Genomic DNA, 12,315 nt, shown 5'->3' on the forward strand with positions numbered 1-12,315 from the left:
ACTTCCTCAATCCGCCCTGAGCACCGTTGTCGGCGGCCGGCAAAGCTTGGGGCCTTGCCGACCAGTATGTACATTCGCGTTAGATCAGGCTTCGGCCGCCGCAGCGGCGTTCGGGTGTAGCAGCGCCATCTCATCGCGCCGACGCATCTGCATCGGTAGATCCGGCCAGTCGCGCCACTGCAGCGTGAATTCGCCGCCCGGCTTCGAGGCGACGACGACCGCCTCGTACCAGCCGTCCTCTTCGCCCTCGGTGATCAGCACCAAGCTGCCGATCGCGATGCCGGCCCAGCTACGCGGGTAGCGGGGATCGGCCGGGCCTGATCCGCCGAAGCAGCCGTCGTTGCCGTCAGCGGGCTTCCCAGGGCTTTGAGCGGCCAACCTGATTGTGGTCGCGTTTGCATCCATAGGTCCGCCCGCGAGGGCTAGAAGGCGCTCGTAGACCTCCTTGGCGACGAACGGCACGTAGGCTCGCCCCGAGCTGAACACCCGGCCCTGCGGCAGTTCAGCGGCGGCCGATCGTTGACCGTCATCACACAGCACAAGGACGCGGAAGCCGATGGTCTCGGCGGCCTTCGTGGCTAAGCTCACGTCGGGAGTAGCGAACCAGGCGGCATGGGGCTTGCCGCCTTTGTCGGCGCCAAACACGACGAGGGCTGGCGTCGGCTTGGCGAGCGGACTTTCAGCGGGAGTGAGTGCACCCTTCGACTTCGTAGCGGTGGCTGCGGTCATAGCATGCTCCAGAAATGCGAAGGGGGCCTCGGATGAGACCCCCTCGGGATGGTTGCAGATGGCTGAGGCCGGTGCAGAAGGCCGGTTGATCGACCTCGGCGGTCCGGCATCAGCGTGGGTGGTGGGTGCCTCATGGCGGCCCTCGATGAAGGCCACGATGCGGCGGCCCAACGTGTAATTAGCAGATTATATTCCTATTTGTCAAGGTGAGTTCAACACTGGCGCGGTGCCCGACGCTGCTAGCCGACGCCGCAACGGTGAGTCCCAGACATTGCCTTGCGCGATGGTGTCAGTGCGGTTTTGGGCCTGCTCACCGCTCGTGACACGCGGAGCGAAGGGTGCGACATTACCTCTAACAAGAACAGATAACGGCAACGCCGATCAACGAAGGGGGCGCGGAGGAAACCCGTGCCGCACTACTTCTTCGACGTTCAATCCCCGCGAGGGGTGGTGTGCCTGGACTATCAGGGGCTCGATTGCTCCGATGACACCGCTGCGCTGGCACTCGCGCGCCATGGCGCAGGCTTCACCGCAGCAGGCGACTGCAACCGCAACCCGCAGCTGAAGAGCTACCGTTTCGCCGTAGCGGATGCGGACCACCACCTGCTCTTCACCGTGCCGTTTACGGACTTGCTTCCGGATGAGAAGACTGCTCCGGCAGCGCGGAAGCGCCGCCCTCGCGCTTCGCCAAGGCGGCCTGGCGCGCCAGTGCTCGCCTGAGAGACTGTGGCCTGTCGGCGTCGTCGGTTTCTGGACAGAAGGTCCAGCTCACCACCGACTGCGGCAGCGCCAAACGCTGGATGTCTAGCCCGCAGCGAGGCTTCTGCGTCTCGCCCGCTACCAGTGCGGTCAAAGCGGCGCTGGCGGTATCGTAGCAGCCGAGAAGTTCCTGCTCGAAAATGACGGCGAAACAACCTCGCGCACCCATCCGGGTCCACTCGATGCGGAACACCCCCTGAGGGGTTTCGTAGAGCCAGCAGCCACTCAGCATCGGCATTTCCTCCGGTATTTTCGAGGGAAACGACAATCCGGATTGTATGGATCCGCTCTCGCCCCGATGCCCGATCCGGACACACCCCAGCTGCCGGAGGAGGAACTCGACCGGTTGGCGCGTGAGCTATTCGCCAAGGTGCGCGGTGAATACCCGGAGGCGAAGGTGGACAGGGCCCGCAAAACCGCCGGCGAGCTTGCCGGGGAGGTCGTTCCCATCTTGCCCGACTGGCTCCTTGACGCTGGTGCCGATGCCAATGGCGCTGGCGGAGACTGTCCCCCCCCGCCCGGTACATACGGAACCCACAACGTCACTATGCCTTGGCCTTCCACAACATCGAGGAGGCCGGCATGGGTCAGGACGTGGACGAAGCGCGCGAAGCCTTCGAGACGGTACCGCCTGCTCCACCGAAGCGGGAGAACAAGAACGTGACGTCGGAAGTCGGCGGCAGCGGCCCGCACTCCCCAGGTAGCCCTAAGTCCGATGCCCGTGAGGGGCCCGAGAGCGGCGGCTACGACAAACGGCCCGACGTTCCCAAGCCCGACAACTCCAAGGGCGGCCACGGCGCCGGCTGATCACGGGCCACCTTCAAGAAGGACGGCAAGCGGCGGGCAGTGATGCGCGCCTCAGTCCTTGAAGATCCGGACTTCACCCTGCGAGAGTTCCTCGCGCTGTTCGGTGCACCACTCCTGCTCCCCGACCTCCTTCACCTCAGCGTAGCGCCGCGCCAGCTCGTCCTTGAAGGCGGCGTTAGCTCGTTCCTGGCCAAGCACTTTGGTTGCTACATCTCGCGCGGTCTGTGAAATTCTTAGCGCGGTCGTGCCGTCGATCGCGTAGTGCTTGCCGCAGAACGTGATGATGGCCGACTGCGCGCTGGAGGCCCGAAGTAGGGTCAGGGCCTGCTCCTCCTGAGTCTGAGCACGAGCGGGTGCGGGGTGCGCACTGACAACGAAGGCGACAGCAACGAGGGTTTGGTAGCGCACGGCGGATCTCTAGTTACCACACACTTGTGCAGCGCAGTAACGAGCGCCGGCAAGGTCTAAAAACAGCCTACAGTAGGGCGTTAGAAAGCGACCTTTCATCTGAGCAGCTGCAGCTGACTTATCGGCCGCAATTCGGGCTTTCCGGCGAAGTGCATCGGTAGCGCGAGGCTGACGAGGGCTACATACAGGCCAATGAGTAGGGCGCCAGCAGGAACGACGGCACCGCTGAGAAGGACGAGGCGGGATAGAGGGTCATATCGATCTCCACTGAATGGGCGGCCGGTGCCGTCGTCGAGGAAGATCTATGCTCAAGCTTTGCAGATCGTTGTGCTGGGGGACACCAGCTCAGTTACGCTGCGCGAGGGCAGCACTTGGAACCCAGGATCAGGTCGGCGTGTAATCTGCTCCCATTTCTGGATCGAGACCGGAAGCGTCGAGCAGCTGAAGTGCAGCTCGGGCAAATGCGATTTCGACCGGGTCGGTCAGCACCATCACGGCATCGGCCTCTGGCGGAACGATTGGGATCGCGACGAGCGTCGAGCCGTCCCGATCGGTTATCGTGACGATGATGGTTTGCTCGGATCCGTGGCCCGGAGCGCGACCCTTCGGAAAGGTGACGATGGTGTTCGTCACCTCCTCCTCGTCCTCGGCCTCAGCGCGCGAGACGGCGGGGATGCCCAGCAAGCGCATCGTGCTGATCGATGGCCCGCAGCGCGCCCATTCAATAATCTGCCGCAGCGTCGGCTACCAAGTCGAGGAGACGCTCACCGCCAAGCGCCTCGACGAGGAGGCCTTCGAGGGCTGAGGCCATGCGTCAGGTCAGGTGGCGCGGCGAAACTCGATCTGCCGCCCCCAAAACCCCGATTGACGCGGATGCGGGACTGCCCGCCGGGTGAAGTCCTACCGGTGATCGTGGCCGAGCTCTGAAGGCCGAGTCGCGGTCGCGCTCTGCCGCTGAGTTCGCTGCTTTGGGGTCCAGAAGGTCCACTTGCGGCCAACTCGCCCCAACTCCAGGACCGGTTCTGGCCGCAAGCCGTCTGCCCGCTTCGGAGAAAGAAACTGGAAAAGCTGACAAGACTCTCGCTTCCCAACTTTGCCTGAGCCGGTTCGTTTAGATGTGTCCGGGCGCAGCCGAGGGCAGATCTCAACCGCGCGATGAGCTGCTTATCTCTGATCGGATCCATTATTTTCGGTGCAAATATAATTATCACTTCTTCGTTGGTATTGAGGTAAAGCTTGAGTTATCCAATATTACTTACCTGTTGCATCATCACGACTGCGCACTCGACAACATTCGATGACAGTTACTTGGTCCATTCGGGTAGATTATTTGACGCCGTGCTGATGCCTCGCGACCGGCTGACCGGTGGGCATCAGTAGCGGTCCAGACGAACGACGCTCGATCAATTCGATCGGCATCTCTGTCCGACGCGCGCGCGCTTCCCCGCGTAGGCGGGCTAGAAGATGCTCGGCGACCTCCCGTCCAAGCTCCGCAGTCGGAAGATGGATCGTCGTCAGGGACGGCGCGATGTGGCTTGCGATCTCAAGATTGTCGATCCCGACGACCGACAGATCGCGGGGAACGTCCAAGCCGCGCTGTTCGGCCTCGAGAAGCACGCCGACGGCAAGGAGGTCATTGCCGCACACCACGGCCGTCGGCGGCTCAGCCAGCCCTAAGAGTTGCAGGAGGCCGGCCCGGCCGCCGGCGAGAGTGAAGGGCTGCTGCGATACCCGAGCGTTCGAGAGGTCCAGCCCCTCCGCCGCGAGAGCCCGCCGCACGCCGTCGATGCGAAGGCGCGCACGGTCGTTGGCCTGGGTGAAGCCTGAGACCATGCCGAAGCGGCGGTGACCTTTGGAAAGCAGGTGCCGGGCCGCTAGATAGCCCGCCTCCGCGTTGTCGAAGCCGATCGAGTCGAGCCGGTCATCGAAGGACCACGTCAGCACCACCGGGATCGGGGCCTCGGTGACGAGAGCCCAGGTTTCGGGCAGGTGGTCCGCGCCGACCAACATCAGGGCGTCGACCCCGCGACCGAGCATGGACCGGACGAGTGCAGCCTCCTCCGCGGCCGCGTATTCGTGCGCCGCGATCAGGAGCTGATAGCCGTTACGGGCCAGGGTCGTCTGCAGCGCCTGGACCGCGCGGGCGAAGATCGAGTGATCGAGCGTCGGGATGATGGCGCCGATCGTGTGCGTCCGCCCGGATGCAAGGGCCTGGGCCGGGCCGCCGGGCAGGTAGCCGAGGGATTCGGCCGCCGCGCGCACCCGGCGGATCGTGTCCGGGTGGACGATCGCGGCGCCGGCCATCGCACGCGAGGCGGTCGCCGGCGACACGCCCGCTCGCTGGGCAACCGCCTGCAATGTCGCGCGCTGCTGACGTTTCACGGCAAGTCACTCTGGGCCGGATCCCGACCGTCGGAGTGATGAATGCGCATTCAGGAAAACGCAACCGCCGCAGCGGACCACGAGCTGAAAAGGACAGCGGCGTGCCGAAGCCGTCAGGCAACGTTTGGATTCGATGGTTGACAAGGCTGCGGTGAAGCGCACAATGAAAGCGCATTCATTGAATGTTTATGCGGTGCGTCGCGACAAGACGGCCACCGCAGCGCGAGGAAACGCCGTGAAGTTCAGCCGCCGCATGTGCGTCGGCATGGCGACGCTCGTCGTCATCGCCGTCTTCTGGTACGTCGCGACCACCGGCCTCGGCCTGATCTCGGCGGGGCGCTTTCCCGCGCCGGTCGACGTGGAGACGGCGGCGGTCCAAGCCTTCGTCCGGGGATACCCGGATACGACGCTCCTCGTCCACGTCCTGCACTCGCTCCGGCTCGTGGCCCTGGGCTTTGTCGTCTCGGTGGCGCTCGGCGTTCCCCTCGGCCTGCTGATGGGCTGGAACCGCACGGCCGAAGCCCTCATCAATCCTGTCTTCCTGCTGCTGCGCCCGATCCCGCCGCTCGCCTGGATCCCGCTCGCCATCCTGTGGCTTGGCCTGGGCGACGGGGCCAAGGTGATGGTGATCGTCATCGCGGCGCTGCCACCGGCGGTGATCAGCACCCAGGTCGGGGTGCGTGGCGTGCCGCCGCACATCCTCGAGGCGGCGCAGATGCTCGGCACGCCGCGGCTGCGCTTCGTCCTGGACGTTCTGGCCCCGGCGGCGGCGCCGATGATCTTCACGGGGTTGCGGCTGGCGCTCCAGGCGAGCTGGACCACCTTGGTCGCGGCCGAGCTCGTCGGCTCGCTTGCGGGGCTCGGCTACGTCCTGAACGTCGCGCAGCAGGACCTCTATCCGGGCATGATCCTCGTCGGCATGGCCGCCGTCGGCGTGCTCGGTGCCGGCAGCACCGCGCTGCTGGGGATGGCCGAGCGCCGGGCGATCGGCTGGGCGCAGCTGCGGGGGGCGGCATGATCGCCTCCCGCCAGCCCCTGCCGCTGCACCGCAGCCTGGCCCTCGGCGCCATCGGCACCCTGGCCTTCCTCGGCTTCTGGGCGTTCCTCGCCCGGTCCGGCCTCGTCTCGCCGCTGTTCCTTCCGGGACCGGTTGCCGTGGCGGAGCGCTTCGCGACCCTGACCGAGCGGCCGTTCGCGGGGGGCACGCTCCCCGCCCACGTCGCCTCCAGCCTGCAGCGGTTCCTGGCCGGTTACCTGCTCGCCGCCGCGGTCGGTGTGCCGCTCGGCTTGACGATGGGCTGGTCGCACCTCCTCGACGACATCGTCACGCCGATCTTCGACGGGCTGCGCTTCATCGCGCCGATCGCCTGGGTTCCCTTCGCCGCCCTCTGGTTCGGCACCGGGATCGGCGGCCCGATCCTGATCATCTTCGCGGGCGCCTTTCCGCCCTGCCTGATCAACGCCTATCGCGGCGCCCGCTACATCGACGCGCGCCTGCTGGAAGCCGCCGAAATGCTCGGAACGCCGGGCTACCGGATGATCGCCGAGGTGCTCCTTCCGGCCGCCCTGCCCTCGATCGTCGCCGGCCTGCGCATCAGCGCGGGCCTGGGGTGGCAATCCCTGGTCGGCGCCGAGCTGATCGTAGCCTCGACGGGGGTCGGCTACATGATGGTGCAGGCCCAGGGGGCCGTCTCGACCGCGACCGTGATGGTCGGAATGGTCGCGATCGGCCTCGTCGGCGTGGTCATCGACGTCGCGTTGCGCTCGCTCGAGACCCGCCTCCGCCGGCATCACGGACAGGCTTGAGGTGATCCGATGAGCGCAATCCGATTCGAGCGGGTCGAGAAGAGCTTCGGGAGCAACGTCAAGGCGCTCGACGGCGTCGACCTCACGGTGGCCGACCGCGAGTTCGTGGCCATCGTCGGCGCCTCGGGTTGCGGCAAGACGACCTGCCTGCGCCTTGCGGCCGGGTTCGAAGCCCCGACCGGCGGCCGGATCACCGTCGGCGGACAGCCGGTCACCGAGCCGGGTCCCGACCGCGCCGTGGTGTTCCAGCAGTTCGCGCTGTTCCCGTGGAAGACCGTGGCGCAGAACATCGGGTTCGGGCTTCGCAACAAGGGCATGCCCTCCGCCGAGCGCCAGGAGCGCGTCGCCGCGGCGATCGACATGATCGGCCTCTCGAGCCACGCCGACGCCTACCCGCACCAGCTCTCCGGCGGCATGCAGCAGCGCGTCGCCATCGCCCGCGCCTACGTCCTCGAGCCCGAAGTGCTCCTAATGGACGAGCCCTTCGGCGCCCTCGACGCGCAGACCCGCGTGGTGATGCAGGAGGAACTCGTCCGCCTCGCGCGCAAGAACCCGCGCACCGTCCTGTTCATCACCCACGGCGTCGAGGAGGCCGTCTACCTCGCCGACCGGGTCGCGGTCATGACCAAGCGCCCGGGGCGCATCAAGGAGATGATCGACGTCAAGGCGGTCCGCGAAGCGGAACGCTGGGAGGAGCACACCCGCATCGAGGACGTGATGGACCTCGAATCGTTCGTCCATCTGCGGACGCACATCTGGAAATCGCTGCGTGAAGAAAAGGCGGCCGGCCGATGACCGTACGGTCCGCGATCCGAGGGAGAGGCGACATGGCCGAGATTCGAGGGAACGGGTGCCCGCGCGGCCGGCTGCGGGCATGGCTCCTGGCCGGCGCCCTCGCGCTGGCGCCGGTGGTCGCGCCGCCCCTGCGGGTGAAGGCTGCGGAACCTGAGCGGATCGGCGTGTCCTATCAGCCGTCGCTCTACTGGGCGCTGCCCTTCTACATCGCCACGCAGAAGAATTGGTGGAAGGAGGTTGGCCTCGAGCCAACCTTCGCCGTCTTCCCGGCCGGCGCGCCCCAGGTCGCTGCCGCGCAGGCGGGATCCTGGGACGTCGGCGGGACCGGTTCCGTGCCGGCGATCCTCGGCGCGGCGCGCTTCGGCCTGCTGACGATCGGCCTCACCAACGACGAATCGAAGACCAACGCGCTGATGGTGCGCGCCGCACGGCACGATGCGATCCTCAAGGATCCCAAGCAGCTCGCCGGACAGAAACTTCTCGTCACCACCAACTCCACCGCCGATTACGCCGCTCGCGCCTGCCTCCGGAAGTGGGGCCTCGGCCCGCGCGAGATGCGCTTCGTCAACCTCGGACAGGCGCAGATCATCTCGGCGATGATCGCCGACGCGGGCGAGGTGGTCGGCGTCTGGGCTCCGAACACCTACACGCTGGAGGAGAAGGCCAGCGCGCAGGTTCTGTGCAGCGGGGCCGACGCCGACGCCATGGTGCCCGGCGCCCTGATCACCCGCGCCGACTTCGCCAAGGCGCATCCGGACGCGGTCGCCAAGTTCCTCGCGGTCTATCTCCGGGGCTGGGGCTGGGCCAAGGCGAATCCCAAGGAAGCGCACGACATGGCCAAGCGCTTCTATGCCGAGGGCGGCGTCGAGGCGTCCGACCACGCTATCGACCAGGAATTCGCGCTGCGCCCGACCTACGCCCTCGACGCGCAGCTCAAGGCCATGGCGCGCGCGGACGGCCCCTCGCAGGTCGACGGCTGGTTCTCGCGGATCGGCACGTTCATGGCCGAGGTCGGCACCATCGCGCAGGCGCCCGATGCCAAGGGATACATCGACGACGCCTTCATGAAGCGCGTCGCAGCCGATCCGAAGCTCCGGGCCTTCGCCACGGAGTTCGATACGGCCGCAGCCCCTCACTGAGTGCGGCCGGTCGCCTCGCAGCGCCGTCAAGGGCGCCGCCCGGCGCCCGGGCGGGCCGGGACTTCGCTCTCCCGAGTGGCGCCGTCTGCATTCATTCGCACTATCCGGAAGAGGCAGGGATCATGACGATCGACTACGCGAAGCGGGCGACCAAGACGCCCGAGACCGAGACCGACGCGGCGCGGCAGGTCGTGACGGAGATGCTCGCCGCCATCGAGGCGAGGGGCGAGGAGGCGGTACGGGACTATGCCCGTTCCCTCGATCGCTGGACCGGCGAGATCGTCGTAACCCCCGAGGAGACCGCCCGGCGCACGAAGGACATCCCCGAGCGCGTCAAAGAGGACATCGCCTTCGCGGCGGGGCAGGTGCGGCGCTTCGCCGAGGCCCAGCGCGACAGCGTGCAGGACTTCTCGGTCGAGCTGGTGCCGGGCCTCGTCACCGGCCAGAAGCTCGTCCCCTGCAACGTCGCGGGGTGCTACGTACCCACCGGGCGCTACGCCCACATCGCCTCGGCCTACATGTCGGTGGCGACCGCCAAGGCGGCGGGCGTCCCGACCGTCGTGGCCTGCTCGACGCCCTTCCGCGGCGAGGGCATTCACCCCTACGTGCTCTACGCGATGCAGGTGGCCGGCGCCGACGTGATTATGACGTTGGGCGGCGTCCAGGCGATCGCCGCGATGGCCTTCGGGCTGTTCACCGGAAAGCCCGCCGACATCATCGTCGGGCCGGGCAACAAGTACGTGGCCGAGGCCAAGCGGATGCTGTTCGGCCGCGTCGGGATCGACGTCTTCGCGGGTCCCTCCGAGGTGGGAATCATCGCCGACGAGACCGCCGACCCGGCGCTCGTGGCCTCGGACCTCGTCGGCCAGGCCGAGCACGGGCACGAGAGCCCGGCTTGGCTGTTCACCACCTCACGTGCCCTCGCAGACGACGTGATCGCGCGGATGCCGGCGCTGATCGAAGCCTTGCCACCCACGGCGCGGGACGCCGCCGCCGCCGCGTGGCGCGACTACGGCGAGGTGGTGGTGTGCGGGAGCCGGGAGGAGATCGTCGCCGTCTCCGACCGCTACGCGAGCGAGCACCTGGAAGTCCACGCCGCCGACCTCGACTGGTGGCTCGCGCAGCTCAGCAATTACGGTTCGCTGTTCCTCGGCGAGGAGACCACGGTCGCCTTCGGCGACAAGACCTCCGGCCCGAACCACATCCTCCCGACCAAGTACGCCGCCCGGTATTCCGCCGGGCTGTCCGTGCACAAGTTCCTGCGGCCGCTGACGTGGCAGCGCATGGACCGGGAGGCCTGCAAGACCATCGCCCAGGCCACGGCCCGGATTTCTCGCCTGGAGGGCATGGAGGCCCATGCCCGCACGGCCGACCACCGGCTCGCGAAGTATTTCCCCGGCCATGGCCTCGATCTCGGCGAGGCGGTGACCGCATGACCTTCCGCCTGACGCGCCTGTTCGACCTGACCGGGCGGACGGCTCTGGTGACGGGGGGCAATTCCGGGCTCGGGCTGGCGCTGGCCCGCGCGCTGGGCCTTGCCGGGGCCGGGCTGATCCTGACCGCCCGCCGCGAGGCCGACCTCGCGGCGGCGGCCGAGGACCTGCGGTCGGAGGCGATCGTCAGCGAGGTGCTGCCCGCCGATCTCGCGGAGCCCGCCGCGGTCGCCGACCTCGTCGCGCGGCTCGGCGGCCGGCCGGTCGACATCCTCGTGAACGCCGCGGGGATGAACCTGCGCCAGCCCTTTGCGGCCGTGACGGCCGAGGCCTTCGACCGGCACATGGCTCTGCACGTGCGCGCACCCTTCCTGCTGACCCAGGCCCTCGCGCCGGGCATGGCGGCCCGGGGCTTCGGGCGCGTCATCAACGTCGCCTCCCTGCAATCCTACCGGGCCTTTCCGGACTCCGCACCCTACGGGGCCGCCAAGGGGGCTGTGGTGCAGCTCACCCGCGCCATCGCGGAAGCGTGGTCGGTGCGCGGCGTGACCTGCAACGCGATTGCGCCAGGCTTCTTCCCGACGCCTCTGACGCAGGCGGTGTTCGCCGATTCCGAGCGCGCGGCCCGCAATGCCGCCCAGACGGCCTGCGGCCGCAACGGCGAGCTCACCGACCTCTATGGCGCGGCGGTCTTCCTCGCCTCCGAGGCTTCAGCCTACGTCACCGGGCAGACGCTGCCGGTCGACGGGGGATTCACCGCCAAATGAACGCCCGTCTGTCCGAGGTCCCGCAATGAAAGCGCTGATCTACACCGGGCCGAACGCGCTCATTGTCGACGACGTGCCGGTTCCCGTGCCGGGGCCCGGCGAGGTGCTGGTGCAGGTCGAGGCGGTCGGCATCTGCGGTTCGGACATGCACGCCTATCACGGTCACGATGCCCGGCGCCCCGCCCTGCTGATCCTCGGCCACGAGGCCGCCGGACGGGTCGCGGAGGGGCCGCGGGCCGGCGCGCGCGTGGCGGTGAATCCGCTGGTCACCTGCGGACACTGCCCGTGCTGCGAATCCGGGCGCACGCACCTGTGTCCGAGCCGGCAGATCCTCTCGATGCCCCCGCGCCCAGGGGCCTTTGCGGAGTACGTCTGCGTCCCCGAGAAGAGCCTCGTACCGATCCCGGACGCGCTGTCGACCACGCACGCAGCCCTCGCCGAGCCGCTCGCCGTCGCCTACCACGCCGTCAACCAGGGGGCGCGACTTCTCGGCCGCCCTCTGGCGGGGGCGCGTTGCGTGGTGCTGGGCGGCGGCGCGATCGGTTTCGGGTCGGGTCTGGTCCTGGCCATGCAGGGTGCGGGCGAGGTCGTCATCATCGAGCCGAATCCCGAGCGACGCACCGAAGCCGCGCGCGGCCTCCCGACGGCCCGCTGCCGAGCGCCCGACGATGCCGAGGGTCCGGGGCCCGACAGCGCCGACCTGATACTCGATGCCGTCGGCAGCGACGCGACGCGGGTCAAGGCGAGCCAGCTTGCCCGGCCGGGGGCGGTCATCGTGCACATCGGGCTTCTGCCCGGCGAGCGGGGGCTGGACGTTCGCAAGATCACGCTTCAGGAAATCGTGGTCTCGGGCAGCTACTGCTACACGATGCAGGAGTTCCGCGACGTGGTTGAGGCCCTCGCGGATGGCAGGCTGGGTCCCCTCGATTGGGTCGAGGAGCGCCCTCTCGTCGCGGGCGCGGTTGCCTTCGCCGACATGGATGCAAGCCGCGTCGCTGCGCCGAAGCTCATCCTTCGTCCGGACGCTCCGGCTTGACCATATTCGTCGCACGAACGGAGCGTCGTACCCGAATTCGGCGCCACCACTGCAGCGTCCATCGGCGAACGCGATCCTCGTGCGGTTATAGCCCGTCCCCGACTCGGCCGACTACGTCGCCATGCAGCCACCGAAGAAGGGTCAGGTCTTCTGGGATGCGGAGGTGACCAAGATGATCAAGGTCTACTGGGCGCCGATCGCCGAGCAGCAGGCCAAGGAAGGCCATCGCCGCCTATCTCGGCGCGGCCTACTAG

15 protein-coding genes and 1 pseudogene are annotated in these 12,315 nt (G+C 67.8%); 11 read left to right on the plus strand and 5 right to left on the minus strand.

The genetic code is table 11. The features are described 5' to 3' along the window. Positions 1-84: 84 nt before the first annotated feature. On the minus strand, positions 85-729 hold the full coding sequence (locus tag MKL01_RS01715; RefSeq protein WP_243903506.1) for a hypothetical protein: 645 nt from the start codon (positions 727-729) through the stop codon (positions 85-87). Between the two features lie 450 nt (positions 730-1,179). On the opposite strand from MKL01_RS01715, the gene MKL01_RS36080 reads away from it, so the two are divergent. Beyond that, a complete protein-coding gene (locus MKL01_RS36080; RefSeq protein ID WP_409566187.1) occupies positions 1,180-1,449 on the plus strand; it encodes a DUF6894 family protein in 270 nt (89 codons plus the stop codon). On the opposite strand, the gene MKL01_RS01720 is transcribed toward MKL01_RS36080, so the two are convergent. Beyond that, complete coding sequence (locus tag MKL01_RS01720; protein ID WP_243903507.1) at positions 1,352-1,726, minus strand: hypothetical protein; 375 nt, start codon at positions 1,724-1,726, stop codon at positions 1,352-1,354. The genes MKL01_RS36080 and MKL01_RS01720 overlap by 98 nt on opposite strands. Positions 1,727-2,070: 344 nt before the next feature. On the opposite strand from MKL01_RS01720, the gene MKL01_RS01725 reads away from it, so the two are divergent. After that, the gene (locus tag MKL01_RS01725) at positions 2,071-2,295 is read left to right on the plus strand and encodes a hypothetical protein (protein WP_243903508.1); all 225 of its coding nucleotides are present in this window, start codon (positions 2,071-2,073) and stop codon (positions 2,293-2,295) included. A 51-nt stretch (positions 2,296-2,346) separates the two neighbouring features. Here MKL01_RS01725 and MKL01_RS01730 read toward each other — a convergent pair whose 3' ends face one another. After that, on the minus strand, positions 2,347-2,703 hold the full coding sequence (locus MKL01_RS01730) for a hypothetical protein (RefSeq protein ID WP_243903509.1): 357 nt from the start codon (positions 2,701-2,703) through the stop codon (positions 2,347-2,349). Between the two features lie 384 nt (positions 2,704-3,087). Then, positions 3,088-3,336, minus strand: coding sequence for a hypothetical protein (locus tag MKL01_RS01735; protein WP_243903510.1), 249 nt, complete (start codon positions 3,334-3,336; stop codon positions 3,088-3,090). On the opposite strand from MKL01_RS01735, the gene MKL01_RS01740 reads away from it, so the two are divergent. After that, positions 3,323-3,508, plus strand: coding sequence for a restriction endonuclease (locus MKL01_RS01740; protein ID WP_243903511.1), 186 nt, complete (start codon positions 3,323-3,325; stop codon positions 3,506-3,508). The genes MKL01_RS01735 and MKL01_RS01740 overlap by 14 nt on opposite strands. 521 nt (positions 3,509-4,029) lie before the next feature. On the opposite strand, the gene MKL01_RS01745 is transcribed toward MKL01_RS01740, so the two are convergent. Next, positions 4,030-5,085, minus strand: a complete 1,056-nt coding sequence (locus tag MKL01_RS01745; protein WP_243903512.1) for a substrate-binding domain-containing protein — start codon at positions 5,083-5,085, stop codon at positions 4,030-4,032. A gap of 235 nt (positions 5,086-5,320) precedes the next feature. Here MKL01_RS01745 and MKL01_RS01750 point away from each other — a divergent pair, with 235 nt between their 5' ends. From MKL01_RS01750 to MKL01_RS01785, 8 genes and pseudogenes are all read left to right on the plus strand, one after another. Beyond that, complete coding sequence (locus tag MKL01_RS01750) at positions 5,321-6,103, plus strand: ABC transporter permease (RefSeq protein ID WP_243903513.1); 783 nt, start codon at positions 5,321-5,323, stop codon at positions 6,101-6,103. Next, on the plus strand, positions 6,100-6,891 hold the full coding sequence (locus MKL01_RS01755; protein ID WP_243903514.1) for an ABC transporter permease: 792 nt from the start codon (positions 6,100-6,102) through the stop codon (positions 6,889-6,891). Before MKL01_RS01750 ends, MKL01_RS01755 begins: the two co-directional genes overlap by 4 nt. Before the next feature lie 9 nt (positions 6,892-6,900). Beyond that, the gene (locus MKL01_RS01760; RefSeq protein ID WP_243903515.1) at positions 6,901-7,686 is read left to right on the plus strand and encodes an ABC transporter ATP-binding protein; all 786 of its coding nucleotides are present in this window, start codon (positions 6,901-6,903) and stop codon (positions 7,684-7,686) included. Positions 7,687-7,718: 32 nt separating this feature from the next. Then, complete coding sequence (locus tag MKL01_RS01765; protein ID WP_243903516.1) at positions 7,719-8,825, plus strand: ABC transporter substrate-binding protein; 1,107 nt, start codon at positions 7,719-7,721, stop codon at positions 8,823-8,825. 122 nt (positions 8,826-8,947) lie between these two features. Next, a complete protein-coding gene (hisD, locus tag MKL01_RS01770; protein ID WP_243903517.1) occupies positions 8,948-10,261 on the plus strand; it encodes a histidinol dehydrogenase in 1,314 nt (437 codons plus the stop codon). Further along, positions 10,258-11,025 (plus strand): SDR family NAD(P)-dependent oxidoreductase, encoded by a 768-nt coding sequence (locus MKL01_RS01775; RefSeq protein WP_243903518.1) that lies wholly within the window; start codon positions 10,258-10,260, stop codon positions 11,023-11,025. The genes hisD and MKL01_RS01775 overlap by 4 nt, the downstream gene beginning before the upstream one ends. 25 nt (positions 11,026-11,050) lie before the next feature. Beyond that, the gene (locus MKL01_RS01780; protein WP_243903519.1) at positions 11,051-12,061 is read left to right on the plus strand and encodes an alcohol dehydrogenase catalytic domain-containing protein; all 1,011 of its coding nucleotides are present in this window, start codon (positions 11,051-11,053) and stop codon (positions 12,059-12,061) included. Between the two features lie 103 nt (positions 12,062-12,164). Then, positions 12,165-12,315 (plus strand): annotated as a pseudogene (locus tag MKL01_RS01785) (cytochrome c); the annotation flags it as partial.

The organism is Methylobacterium sp. J-070 (assembly GCF_022829385.1).
Classification (GTDB): domain Bacteria; phylum Pseudomonadota; class Alphaproteobacteria; order Rhizobiales; family Beijerinckiaceae; genus Methylobacterium.

Excerpts from the sequence above, each read along its gene's own strand:
- MKL01_RS01760 (WP_243903515.1), top strand. The coding sequence starts at position 6,901 with ATGAGCGCAATCCGATTCGAGCGGGTCGAGAAGAGCTTCGGGAGCAAC.
- MKL01_RS01715 (WP_243903506.1), bottom strand. The coding sequence starts at position 729 with ATGACCGCAGCCACCGCTACGAAGTCGAAGGGTGCACTCACTCCCGCT.
- hisD (WP_243903517.1), top strand. The coding sequence starts at position 8,948 with ATGACGATCGACTACGCGAAGCGGGCGACCAAGACGCCCGAGACCGAG.
- MKL01_RS01775 (WP_243903518.1), top strand. The coding sequence starts at position 10,258 with ATGACCTTCCGCCTGACGCGCCTGTTCGACCTGACCGGGCGGACGGCT.
- MKL01_RS01765 (WP_243903516.1), top strand. The coding sequence starts at position 7,719 with ATGGCCGAGATTCGAGGGAACGGGTGCCCGCGCGGCCGGCTGCGGGCA.
- MKL01_RS01725 (WP_243903508.1), top strand. The coding sequence starts at position 2,071 with ATGGGTCAGGACGTGGACGAAGCGCGCGAAGCCTTCGAGACGGTACCG.
- MKL01_RS01740 (WP_243903511.1), top strand. The coding sequence starts at position 3,323 with ATGGTGTTCGTCACCTCCTCCTCGTCCTCGGCCTCAGCGCGCGAGACG.
- MKL01_RS01755 (WP_243903514.1), top strand. The coding sequence starts at position 6,100 with ATGATCGCCTCCCGCCAGCCCCTGCCGCTGCACCGCAGCCTGGCCCTC.
- MKL01_RS01780 (WP_243903519.1), top strand. The coding sequence starts at position 11,051 with ATGAAAGCGCTGATCTACACCGGGCCGAACGCGCTCATTGTCGACGAC.
- MKL01_RS01720 (WP_243903507.1), bottom strand. The coding sequence starts at position 1,726 with ATGCCGATGCTGAGTGGCTGCTGGCTCTACGAAACCCCTCAGGGGGTG.